This is a genomic window from Isoptericola sp. NPDC056134 (genome assembly GCF_042264825.1).
GTDB classification, from domain to species: domain Bacteria; phylum Actinomycetota; class Actinomycetes; order Actinomycetales; family Cellulomonadaceae; genus Isoptericola; species Isoptericola nanjingensis.
The window spans coordinates 37,804-49,066 of record NZ_JBHJVM010000006.1 but is presented as its reverse complement, the minus strand read 5'-3'; the positions used below and the strand labels follow the sequence as shown (position 1 = coordinate 49,066).

9 protein-coding genes are annotated in these 11,263 nt (G+C 75.3%); 5 read left to right on the top strand and 4 right to left on the bottom strand.

Annotated features, from left to right (window positions below):
• Window positions 1–36: 36 nt before the first annotated feature.
• From ACFCZN_RS07900 to ACFCZN_RS07885, 4 genes are all read left to right on the top strand, one after another.
• The gene (locus ACFCZN_RS07900) at window positions 37–1,335 is read left to right on the top strand and encodes an acetyl-CoA C-acetyltransferase (RefSeq protein WP_430556506.1); all 1,299 of its coding nucleotides are present in this window, start codon (window positions 37–39) and stop codon (window positions 1,333–1,335) included.
• A 9-nt stretch (window positions 1,336–1,344) separates the two neighbouring features.
• A complete protein-coding gene (locus tag ACFCZN_RS07895) occupies window positions 1,345–2,700 on the top strand; it encodes a 3-oxoacyl-ACP reductase (RefSeq protein ID WP_430556412.1) in 1,356 nt (451 codons plus the stop codon).
• Entirely contained in the window at window positions 2,697–3,719 is a 1,023-nt protein-coding gene (locus ACFCZN_RS07890; RefSeq protein ID WP_429766051.1) for a MaoC family dehydratase, read from the top strand. Before ACFCZN_RS07895 ends, ACFCZN_RS07890 begins: the two co-directional genes overlap by 4 nt.
• Before the next feature lie 272 nt (window positions 3,720–3,991).
• Window positions 3,992–4,912: an LLM class flavin-dependent oxidoreductase gene (locus ACFCZN_RS07885; RefSeq protein ID WP_430556411.1), complete on the top strand. Its 921-nt coding sequence runs from the start codon at window positions 3,992–3,994 to the stop codon at window positions 4,910–4,912.
• 3 nt (window positions 4,913–4,915) lie between these two features.
• Here ACFCZN_RS07885 and ACFCZN_RS07880 read toward each other — a convergent pair whose 3' ends face one another.
• The 3 genes from ACFCZN_RS07880 to ACFCZN_RS07870 form a co-directional block, all read right to left on the bottom strand.
• Complete coding sequence (locus tag ACFCZN_RS07880; RefSeq protein WP_430556410.1) at window positions 4,916–7,030, bottom strand: CocE/NonD family hydrolase; 2,115 nt, start codon at window positions 7,028–7,030, stop codon at window positions 4,916–4,918.
• Window positions 7,031–7,058: 28 nt separating this feature from the next.
• Entirely contained in the window at window positions 7,059–8,558 is a 1,500-nt protein-coding gene (locus tag ACFCZN_RS07875; RefSeq protein WP_430556409.1) for a peptide MFS transporter, read from the bottom strand.
• Between the two features lie 133 nt (window positions 8,559–8,691).
• Window positions 8,692–9,264, bottom strand: a complete 573-nt coding sequence (locus ACFCZN_RS07870) for a GNAT family N-acetyltransferase (RefSeq protein WP_429766056.1) — start codon at window positions 9,262–9,264, stop codon at window positions 8,692–8,694.
• A gap of 86 nt (window positions 9,265–9,350) precedes the next feature.
• On the opposite strand from ACFCZN_RS07870, the gene ACFCZN_RS07865 reads away from it, so the two are divergent.
• On the top strand, window positions 9,351–10,829 hold the full coding sequence (locus ACFCZN_RS07865; protein WP_430556408.1) for an amidase: 1,479 nt from the start codon (window positions 9,351–9,353) through the stop codon (window positions 10,827–10,829).
• Here ACFCZN_RS07865 and ACFCZN_RS07860 read toward each other — a convergent pair whose 3' ends face one another.
• Window positions 10,830–11,237, bottom strand: a complete 408-nt coding sequence (locus tag ACFCZN_RS07860; protein ID WP_429766059.1) for a MerR family transcriptional regulator — start codon at window positions 11,235–11,237, stop codon at window positions 10,830–10,832.
• Window positions 11,238–11,263 lie beyond the last annotated feature (26 nt).

The window sequence follows — 11,263 nt, the reverse complement described above, 5'->3', positions numbered from 1 at the left end:
AACACCCGCGAAGCGAACCCGTCCGCCCCCGCCGGAGTGCGCGACGCCGTGATCGTGGGCGGCAACCGCATCCCGTTCTCGCGCGCCGGCAAGAAGTACGCCGACGCCTCCAACCAGGAGATGTTCACCGCGGCGCTCGAAGGGCTCGTCGCCCGGTACGGCCTGCAGGGGGAGCGCCTCGGCGAGGTCGTGGGCGGGGCCGTCCTCAAGCACTCGCGCGACTTCAACCTGGTCCGCGAGTCGGTGCTCGGCTCCTCGCTGTCGCCCCAGACCCCCGCCTTCGACCTGCAGCAGGCGTGCGCGACCGGCCTCGAGGCCGCGATCACCGTCGCGAACAAGATCCGGCTCGGCCAGATCGAGTCCGGCGTCGCCGGCGGCTCCGACACCGTCTCGGACGCCCCCGTCGCCGTGAGCGAGGGCCTGCGCCGCGCGCTGCTCGACGCGTCGCACGCCAAGACGCTCCAGGCGCGCCTCAAGGCCTTCGCGAAGATCCGCCCGGCCGACCTGAAGCCCCTCACGCCCGCCACCGACGAGCCGCGCACCGGCCTGTCGATGGGCGAGCACCAGGCCGTCACCACCGCGCGCTGGGGCATCTCCCGCGCCGCGCAGGACGAGGTCGCGCTCGCCAGCCACCAGCACCTCGCCGCCGCGTGGGACGCCGGGTTCTTCGACGACCTGGTCACGCCGTTCCGCGGCCTGACCCGTGACGACAACCTGCGCGCGGACACCTCGCTGGAGAAGCTCGCGAAGCTCAAGCCGGTGTTCGGCCGCGGCCTCGCCGAGCCCGCCGAGCCCACGATGACGGCCGGCAACTCCACGCCGCTGACCGACGGCGCCTCCACCGTGCTGCTGTCGTCGGCCGCGTGGGCCGCCGAGCGCGACCTGCCGGTGCTCGCGCGGCTCGTCGACGCCGAGACCGCCGCCGTCGACTTCGTGCACGGCCACGACGGACTCCTCATGGCGCCCGTGCACGCGGTGCCGCGCCTGCTGGCCCGCAACGGCCTGACCCTCGACGACTTCGACTTCTTCGAGATCCACGAGGCGTTCGCGTCGACCGTCCTCACGACGCTCGCCGCCTGGGAGGACGCCGACTACTGCAAGGCGGAGCTCGGCCTCGAGGCGCCGCTCGGCAGCGTGGACCGGGAGAAGCTCAACGTCAACGGCTCCTCGCTCGCCGCCGGCCACCCGTTCGCCGCGACGGGCGGCCGCATCCTCGCCACGGCCGCCAAGCTCGTCGCGGCCAAGGCCGCCGAGACCGGCCGGCCGGCGCGTGCCCTGATCTCCATCTGCGCCGCGGGCGGCCTGGGGGCCACCGCCGTCGTCGAGTCCGTCTGAGAGGAACCCGTGACCGACTCCTACACCAAGGCCGTCAACTCCGGCTTCACCAAGACGCTCGCGAAGAAGCTGGGCCTGCCCCGCCCCGCGATCCTGCGCCGCTTCCGCGCGGGTGACCCGCTCACCGTCGGGCCGGTGCTCGTCGTCTCCGACGACGCCTCCACCGGCGACGCGGACAGGATCGCCCAGGTGCTGCTCGGCTGGGGCCTCGACGTGCGCCGCCAGCCCAGCGACGACGCCCGCTGGGGCGCCGTCCTGCTCGTGCTCACCGAGACCCGGCGCCCGACGGACGTCTCCGCGGCCGTGCTGGCCACGGGCTCGGTCCTGCGCCGGCTCGCCACCAACGGGCGCGTCGTCACCGTCTCGCGCGCCGCCGCCGACGGCGACGCCCCGGCGCTCGCCGCGGCGCGCAACGGCGTCGACGGCTTCCTGCGCTCGCTCGCCAAGGAGCTGCGCGCCGGCGCCACCGGCAACGGGATCGTGCTCACCGGGGGCGCCGCCGTCGACTCGACGTCCGTCCTCGCCACGTTGCGGTTCTTCCTGTCCGCTCGGTCCGCGTACGTGGACGGCCAGCTGCTGCCGGTCGGCCCGGCCGACGCCGCGGCCCCCGCCGACTGGGACCGGCCGCTGGCCGGGAAGGTCGCCGTCGTCACCGGTGCGGCCCGGGGCATCGGCGCCGCCATCGCGAAGACCCTCGCCCGCGACGGCGCCACCGTCGTGTGCGTGGACGTCCCCGCCGCCGGCGAGGGCCTGGCGCGCACCGCCAACGCGGTGGGCGGCACGGCGCTCCAGCTCGACGTCACGTCCGACGACGCCGGACGACGCATCCTCGAGCACGCGCGCACCCGCCACGGCGGCCTCGACGTCGTGGTGCACAACGCGGGAATCCTGCGCGACAAGCTGCTGGCCAACATGAAGCCCGCCCAGTGGGACGCCGTCGTCGCCGTCAACCTCGAGGCCCAGCTGCGGATCAACGACCAGCTGCTCGGCCTCGACGGGGGCGAGGGCGTGGACGGGCTCCGCATCGTGTCGCTCGCGTCGACCTCCGGCATCGCGGGCAACAAGGGCCAGACGAACTACGGCTACTCCAAGGCCGGCGTCATCGGTCACACCCGTGCCACGGCCCCGCTGGTCGCCGCGCGCGGCGGCACCGCGAACGCCGTCGCGCCCGGTTTCATCGAGACCGAGATGACGGCGTCGATCCCCTTCGCCACCCGCGAGGTGGCCCGGCGCCTCAACTCGCTGCAGCAGGGCGGCCGGCCGGTCGACGTCGCCGAGGCGATCGTCTTCCTCGCGTCGCCGGCGTCCGCCGGGGTCAACGGGCAGGTGCTGCGCGTGTGCGGCCAGAACCTGGTGGGGCGGTGACGGCGGCCGCGCCGGCCACCAGCGCCGGCGAGCCGCTGCGCGTCGAGACCCTGCCCACCCTGCCGGGCCTCGGCAGTCTCTACGCGCGCGGCGCCGCCGCCTCGGGGCGCATCGCGGCGGGGCGCGCGATGCCGGGCCTGCCCGTGATCGGCCAGGGCCGGTCGGAGGGAGACGGCGAGCCCGCACCCCTGACGCTGCCCGACGTCGCGTACCGCGTCACCCGCGTGCCGACGGCGGAGCTCGCCCACCACCTGCACGACTACCAGCGGCTGCTGCACGAGCCGGTCACCGACGTGCTGCCCGCGGGGTACCTGCACGTGCTGGCGTTCCCGCTGGCGACCGCGGTCATGGTGCGCGGCGACTTCCCGCTGCCGCTGCTCGGGATGGTGCACCTCGCGAACGACGTCGAGCTGCGCGGGCCCGTCGTCGTGGGCGACGTGCTCGAGGTGCGCGCCTGGGCCGAGAACCTGCGCCCGCACAAGCGGGGCGTGCAGGTGGACCTCGTCGCCGAGGTGCGCCCGCAGGCCGACCCGGACGCCGGCCCCGTGTGGCGGGGCGTGTCGACCTACCTCGCCAAGGGCTTCCACCTGCCCTGGTCCGACGAGGCGGACGCCCCGCGGGACGAGCCGGCGGACGCCGACGCCGAGGACCGCGCCCCCGCAGGTACGTGGACCCCGCCGCTGCCCACCGGCCGGTGGGCGCTCGGGCCGGGCACCGGCCGCGCGTACGGCGCCGTCTCGGGCGACCGGAACCCGATCCACCTGTCGGCGCTGTCCGCGAAGGCGTTCGGCTTCCCGCGCGCCATCGCGCACGGCATGTACACGGCGGCGCGCGCCCTGGCCGACGTCGGCCACGCGCGCGGCGATGCCTATCGCTGGACGGTCGAGTTCGCCTCCCCCGTCCTGCTGCCCGGCACGGTGGACGTGGCCGTGACCCCGGACGACGACGGCTTCGCGTACGTCGGCTGGAACGGCGGCCGACGCCGCCAGCACTTCCGGGGCACGGTCACCCCGCTCTGACCGGGCGCCGTGGCTGCCGCACAGGCGGTCGACACCTCGGGCCCGACGAGGCCCGAGGTGTCGACCGCCTGTCCGGCGTCCCGGGCGGACAAGCCGTGCGGCCACCGCGGCGCGTTGACTCCGCCGTCCTGCGCGTCCGCCGTCGCTGATCGGGGACTACCTCGGCAGCATCCGTACTACCTCGCGGGATCCGGTGCTACCTCAGCAGGAGCTGTACTACCTCGCGGGGTCCGGTACTACCTCGGCGCGCGGGGCTGGTGCAGGATCGGGTCATGGTGACCCTCGGCTGCATCCTCGCGCCCTACGGCAACCCGCCCTCGCGGTTCGTCCCGTTCGCCCGCACCGCCGAGGCCGCGGGCCTCGACGAGGTGTGGCTGTGGGAGGACTGCTTCCTCGAGTCCGGCCCGTCCGCGGCCGCGGCGATGCTGAGCGCCACCGAACGCCTGCGCGTCGGGATCGGTGTCATGCCGCTGCCGCTGCGCAACGTGGCCCTCACGGCGATGGAGACGGCGACGATCGACGGCATGTTCCCCGGCCGGTTCGTGCCGGGCGTCGGGCACGGCGTGCAGAGCTGGATGGGCCAGGTCGGCGCCCGGGTGGCGTCGCCGCTGACGCTCATGCGCGAGCAGGTCGGCGCCCTGCGCGCGCTGCTCGGCGGCGAGCGGGTCACGACGTCCGGCCGCTACGTGACGCTCGACGACGTCGCGCTCGACTGGCCGCCCGCCGTCGCGCCCCTCGTGGTCGCGGCGGCGAAGGGGCCCAAGACGCTGCGGCTGGTGGGCGAGGTCGCCCAGGGCGTGGTCATCGACGGCGACACGGGCGTCTCCGGGGCCCGTCAGGCGGTCGTGCTCGTGGACGAGGGGCGCGCGGCCGCCGGCCTGCCGCCGGTCGCCGAGTCCGCGCCCGAGGGCGAGCACCCGTTCCGGACGGTCGCGTTCGCCCAGGTCGCCACCGGGGACGGCGCGGCCGACCGCCTGCGCCGGTCCCTCGCGCGGTGGGACGTCGACGCGTCGTCGGACGAGGCGCTCGCCGACCACGCCAGCTGGGGGTCCGCGGAGGAGGTCGCCGACGGGCTGCGCCGCTACGCCGCGCTCGGCGCCACGACCGTCGTCGCGCAGCCGACCCTGGACGAGCCGGACCTCGACGGCTTCGCGGCGTTCCTCGGCGAGGAGGTCGCGCCCCTGCTGCGGTAGGCGTCAGCCGGCGGTGCGCGGGATCGTCCGCGTCCACCGCCGCTCGAAGACGACCTCGTCGCCGTCGCGCGCCACCACCTCGTTCTCGGTGTGGAAGGCGTGCTCGTCGCAGGTGATCTCCGACCGGGTGACGACGCTCGCGTCCCAGCCGTCGGTCATCCCCGTGGGCAGCGGGTCGCCGGCGCCGCGGCGCAGCCGCACGGTCCAGTCCGAGCGCGTCCGCGCGCTCGTGGCCTCCCTGCCGATCCAGTACCGCTCGAGCGCGTCCTCGGTGAACTCGAGCCCGTCGGGGTAGGTGCGGGTGCCGCCGTAGCGCGGGTCGACCTCGAGCAGCCACCGGCCCTCGGCGACGTCGCGCACCACACGGCGCTCCGGGCGGGCCTCGTCCGCCTCGCCGAAGACGACGCCGAGCGGCGGCGTCTGCTCCGGCTCCTCGAAGACGACGAGCGGGTGCGACGACGCGCGGTCGTGCACGGGCAGCTCGAGCGCGCCGTCGCCGACCGCGACGGCGAGCACGGCGTCACCCGGCTGCGGCCAGACCCACGGCCAGTAGGCGGAGGACACCGCCAGACGGAGCCGGTGGCCGGGCGCCAGCGCGTAGCCGGTCCCGGTGAGCTCGAACGTCACCTCCTCGGTGGCGCCCGGCGTCCACGGCACGGCCCGGTCGCGGCCGTGCCGGGCGGAGAGGTTGAGCACGCCGCGCGTGACCAGCGTCGACGCGCCGTCGGGCCCGACGTCGCACAGCCGCGCCACGACCTGCCCCTTCGCCGCCGAGCACGTGAGCCGCAGCCGCACGCGCGCCCGGCCGAGGATCTCCAGCGGGGCGGTCAGCGGGTCGGAGTCGAAACAGAGGGACCGCCCGTCCTCCTCCCGCTGGTCGGGCGGCAGGTCGGCGTCGTTGCCGAACGGGAAGAACCGGCCCGCGTCCACGCCCGTGTGCGGCGGCGAGTCCACCAGCCACGACGTCGGGACGGGGTGCCCGTCGGCGAGCGCCCCGACCGTCGGCGCCGTCGTCCGCAGGCCGCCCTCGGGAGGGTCGTCGGCGCCCGCGGCCACGAGCGGCAGCTCGCGGGCGAACACGTGCGGCGACGGCCACGTCGGCTCGCCCACCCACCGGCCGGGCAGCTCGTCGTAGACGGTGGCGGGCGGCACGGACTCGCTGATCCACGCGCGCAGCGGCGGGTCGTCGAGGACGCCGCGGTCGGCGCCCTTGAGCCAGTGGTCCCACCAGCGCAGCGTCTCCTGCAGGAAGCCGATGGCCGGCCCGGGCGGCAGGCCGCGGTCGGGGTACTGGTGCGACCACGGGCCGAGGATGCCGCGCACCGGGGCGCGCAGCGCGCCGTCGTCCCCCGCCGCGGCGAGCCGCAGCACCGTGTCGCGGTACGGGTCGTTCCAGCCGCCGACGGCGAGGACCGCGGCCGAGATCGTCGAGTAGTCCTCGATGACGCTGCCGTGCCGCCAGTAGTCGTCGCGGGTCTGGTGGTCCAGCCAGGTGTGGACGAACGGCTCCGTGCGCTCGAGCCGCTCGAGCCACTGCGCGCGCCAGCCCTCCCCCACGTACGCCGGGTCCGGCGGGCGCGAGCAGAACGCGAGCATCGTGGCAGCCCACGCGTGCATGTCGACGGCCAGCACGGAGCCGCCCGTGTAGTGCACGTCGTTGTCGTAGCGGTCGTCGGTGGAGCACACCGTGACGATCGCCTTGAGCGGCTCGGGGGCGAGTGCCGCGATCTGGAGCGAGTTGAAGCCGCCCCACGAGATGCCGAACATGCCGACCGAGCCGTCGCACCAGTCCTGCGCCGCCAGCCACTCCACGACGGCCACCCCGTCCGCGAGCTCCGTGGGCGAGTACTCGTCGTCCTGGAAACCGTCGGAGTTGCCGCTGCCACGGATGTCGACCCGCACCGACGCGTAGCCGTGCCCGGCGTAGTACGGGTGGCGCTGGGCGTCGCGGGGGGCGGTCCAGTCGGACAGCCGGTAGGGCAGGTACTCCAGGATCGCCGGGACGGGCGTGGGGTCGACGGGCCGCCAGACGCGGGCCGCGAGGCGCGTGCCGTCCGCCAGGGGGATCCAGTGGTCCTCGACGCGGGTCTCGTGAGGCAGGTCGGTGACGTATCGCATGGTGTCCTCCGGGAGGTCGCGGTCGGGCTCAGTGGACGGGGTGCATGGTGCGCTTCATCCACGGCGACAGGGCGAGGACGACGACGGCGACGATCACGGGCACCGCGCCGTTGACGGCGAAGTAGACCCCGTCGGGGACCTCGCCGTAGAAGCGGACCGTCTGCGCCTGGATGCCGTTGGCCAGCGCGATGGACAGGAACCACACCGCCATCGACTGGCTGGAGAACGCGAGCGGGGCGAGCTTCGTGGTGGCGGACAGGCCGGTGGTCTGCAGCAGCACGTCGCCCAGGCCGAGCAGGAGCAGCGAGACGAGCATCCACCAGACGGCGATCCGCCAGTCGCCGGACTGCCCGCTCACGGCGGGGACGAGGACCAGGTAGGACAGGCCGCCGAGCAGGGCGCCGAACGCGACCTTCTTCGAGGCGTGCGGCTGCCGCGGCCCGAGCCAGGTCCACAGCGCGGCGACGAGCGGGGCGACCAGCACCTCCGCCGCGCCGAGGTAGGAGCTGAACCACGACGAGGGCACGTCCCAGCCGAAGATCGTGCGGTCCACGTGGTCCTCGGCCAGCAGGATGAGCACCGAGTACGCCTGGAAGAGCACGAAGTTGAACGCGACCGACGCGATCCACAGCACGAGGAACGGACGCAGCCGCCCACGCTCCTCGCCCGTCACGCGGGGGCTGCGGAACATCACGGTGAAGTAGACGATCGGCGCGACCATCGCGATCACGGTGAGGGCGTCGACGACGCCGTCCACGCTGAGCCGTCCGACGAGGGCGAGGACGACGAGGACGACGACCACGGCGGCCGCCGAGCCGCCGAGGATCCAGCGCGTGCGGCGCGCGACGTCGGGCGGCAGCGCCGCCTCGGCCCCGCGGCCGTAGCCGGGGATGCCGCGTCGGCCCACGACGTACTGGATCAGCCCGGCCGTCATGCCGATCGCGGCGGCGGAGAAGCCCCAGTGCCAGCCGACCTCCGCGCCCAGCCACCCGGTGACCAGCGGGCCGAAGAACGCCCCCACGTTGATGCCCATGTAGTAGAGCGCGAAGCCGGCGTCGCGCCGCTCGTCGTCGGTCCGGTAGAGCTTGCCCACGAGCGTCGACACGTTGGGCTTGAGCAGCCCGGTGCCGAGGCTGATGAGCACCAGGCCGACCCACGTGGAGAACTCCGCCGGGATCGCCATCGTGTAGTGGCCCGCGGCGATGAGGATGCCGCCCCACAGCACGCTCCGGTAGGAGCCGAGGACCCGGTCCGCGATCCAGCCGCCGCCCACGGACACCAGATAGACCATGGTGCCGTAGCCGGCCGCGATCGACGCCGCGTTGCCGGCCTCCATCGCGAGCCCGTCGTCCGCGACCGAGGCGGTGAAGTACAGGACGAGGATGGCCTGCATCCCGAGGAACGAGAACCGCTCCCAGACCTCGAGGCTGAACAGCGTGGCCAGGCCGCGCGGGTGGCCGAAGAACGACCTGTCGTGCGGCTCGCGCTCGGGTGTCGGTTCGACGGCGGCGGCGTCCTCGGTGGTCACAGGCTCTCCAGGGTTCGGGGACAGGTCTGGCCGCGAGCCGGCCACGTCACGCCTGGCCCGGGCCGGCCGTCGACCCTACCTGTCGTGCTCCCGCCAGGGTCTCACCGCCCGGCCGGTGGGACCCGTCGAACCGTCAGGCCGCCGCGAGCCGGCGCCGCAACCCGTCGCGGACGTCCGGCCACTCGTCGTCGACGATCGAGAAGTACGCGGTGTCCCCCACCGTGCCGTCGGCGGCGACGCGGTGCTTGCGCAGCACGCCCTCGGGCTTCGCGCCGAGGCGCTGGATGGCCGCGCACGAGCGCGTGTTGCGCGAGTCGGCGCGCAGCGCGACGCGGCGCATCCCCCACTCCTCGAACGCGTGCCGCAGCAGCAGGAGCTTGCACGCGGGGTTGGTCGTGCCGCCCCACCAGTCGCGCCCGTAGAACGTGGTGCCGATCTCCACGCGGCGCGGCCCGGGGGCCAGCTCGTAGAAGCGCGTGGACCCGCGGACCGCGCCGTCGTCGCCCACGACGGCGAACGCCATCGTGCCGGGCGTGGCGACCCCGGCGTCGATCCACGCCTCGAGGTCCGCGACGGTCGTCGGGACGGGCGAGGTCATGCCGAACCAGAGGTCGGCGTCGACGAGGGGGAGCAGCGCCGCGGCGTGCTGCGGGCCGAGGGGCTCCAGGCGCACGCCGTGGCCGGCGAGGACGAGGTCGTGGGTCACGCACCCATCCTCGCCGACCCTGCACCTGGGCACGTTCTCGCGCCGCATGCCGAGCACATCTGCATGCTCGGCGCAGGATGGGGGTCATGGACGACGCCCTGCACGAGATGACCGCCGCCCGGCTGCGTGACCTGCTGCGCGCGGGCGAGCTCACGCCGACCGAGGTGGCCGACCACTTCCTGTCCCGGATCGAGCGCGCCAACCCCGCCCTGGGGGCCTTCGTCAGCGTCACCCCCGAGGCGGCGCGCGAGCGGGCGGCGCGCCTCGAGCGCGACGGCGCGGAGGCCTGGGGCGTGCTGTGGGGGCTGCCCGGCGGGGACAAGGACCTGTGGCTGCGGGCCGGCGTGCCCGCCGGGTTCGGCTCCCGCGCCTTCGCCGGCGACGACGCCGTGGTGGTTCCGGTGAGCGACGAGATCGTCGACGTCCTCGACGCCGCCGGCATGGTGAGCCTCGGCCGCACGACGGCGCCCGAGCTCGGCTTCCCCGCGTACACGGAGCCGCTGGCCGGGCCGGTGGCGCGCAACCCGTGGGACCCGGCGCTCGGGGCGGGCGGGTCGAGCGGCGGCGCCGCCGTCGCCGTCGCCGCGGGCCTGCTGCCGTGCGCGCCCGGGTCGGACGGCGGCGGCTCGGTGCGCATCCCCGCGGCGGCGTGCGGCGTCGTCGGGCTCAAGCCGAGCCGCGGCCTCGTCCCCGCGGGGTCGGGGCAGGAGTCGCTCGGCGGTCTGGTCGTGGACGGGCCTCTCGCCCGCACCACGGAGGACACCGCGCTGCTGCTCGAGGGGATGCTCACCCGGACGCCCGACGGGCGGGTGGCGCACCCGCTGACGCTGCGCGCGCCGTCGGCCCGGGCCGGGGAGTACCTGGCCGCGGCCCGCCGCGGCGAGGTGGCGGGAGAGGGCGGCGAGGACGTGCGGGGCCGCTTCCGGATCGCCGTCACGACCGACTCCGCCTGGGACGACTTCTACGCGATCTCGACGTCGGACGAGGCGCGCGCCGCGCTCGACACCGGCGTGGCGACGCTCACCGGGCTCGGGCACGAGGTGGACGGCCTGTCCCTGGAACCCGACCCGACGTACGGCCCCGCGTTCCGCACCCTGTGGATGGCGGGCGCGTCCGCGGTGCCGATCGACGACCCCGCACGCCTCGACCGCCTCGAGCCGCTCACCCGGTGGCTCGTCGGCCGCGGCCGCCAGGTGCCCGCCCGCGAGCTCGCCGAGGCGTTGCGCGCCCTCACCGCCTTCGAGCGCCGGCTGGTCGCGCAGGTGTCGCGGTTCGACGCCGTCGTCACCCCCGCCCTCGCGATGACGCCCCGCCCGCTCGGCTGGTTCGACCCCGAGGACCCCGAGCGCAACTTCGAGCAGCAGTGCCAGTACACGCCGTGGACGTCGATGCTCAACGTGGCCGGCCTGCCCGCGATCACCGTGCCCACGCGGTGGACCGACGACGGGCTGCCGATGGGCGTGCAGCTGATCGGGCGGCCGGGCGGGGAGACGACGCTCCTCGCCCTCGCCGCACAGCTCGAGGACCGGCTGCTCTGGGCGGACCGGCACCCGCCGGCCTGGTGATCAGGCGGGAACCCGCTCCGCCGTCGCGCCGTCGAGGGGCGGGTAGCTCTCGCCGCCCACCCGCTCCGCCGCCGCGATGTACCCGGCCAGGGCCGAGCGCGAGCGGGCGAGCCTCGCCATCTGGTCCTCCAGGCGCCGCAGGCGGGAGCGCATCGCGGTCAGGAGCTCGACACAGCCGGGCAGCTGCGGCTCCTCGCCGACCGCGCACGGCAGCACGGAGGCGATGTCCTCGGACGACAGGCCCGCGTCGAGCAGGTGCCGGATCTGCCGCACCCGCAGCACGGCCCCCTCGTCGAACTCGCGGTAGCCGTTCGAGCGCCGGGCGACGTCCAGCAGGCCCTGGGCCTCGTAGTAGCGCAGCTGGTGCGTCCGCACGCCCGTGCGGCGGCTCAGCTCCCCGATCCGCATCCCGCTCCCCCTTGACCTTCACACCG

Excerpts from the sequence above, each read along its gene's own strand:
- ACFCZN_RS07885 (WP_430556411.1), top strand. The coding sequence starts at position 3,992 with ATGGTGACCCTCGGCTGCATCCTCGCGCCCTACGGCAACCCGCCCTCG.
- ACFCZN_RS07880 (WP_430556410.1), bottom strand. The coding sequence starts at position 7,030 with ATGCGATACGTCACCGACCTGCCTCACGAGACCCGCGTCGAGGACCAC.
- ACFCZN_RS07865 (WP_430556408.1), top strand. The coding sequence starts at position 9,351 with ATGGACGACGCCCTGCACGAGATGACCGCCGCCCGGCTGCGTGACCTG.
- ACFCZN_RS07860 (WP_429766059.1), bottom strand. The coding sequence starts at position 11,237 with ATGCGGATCGGGGAGCTGAGCCGCCGCACGGGCGTGCGGACGCACCAG.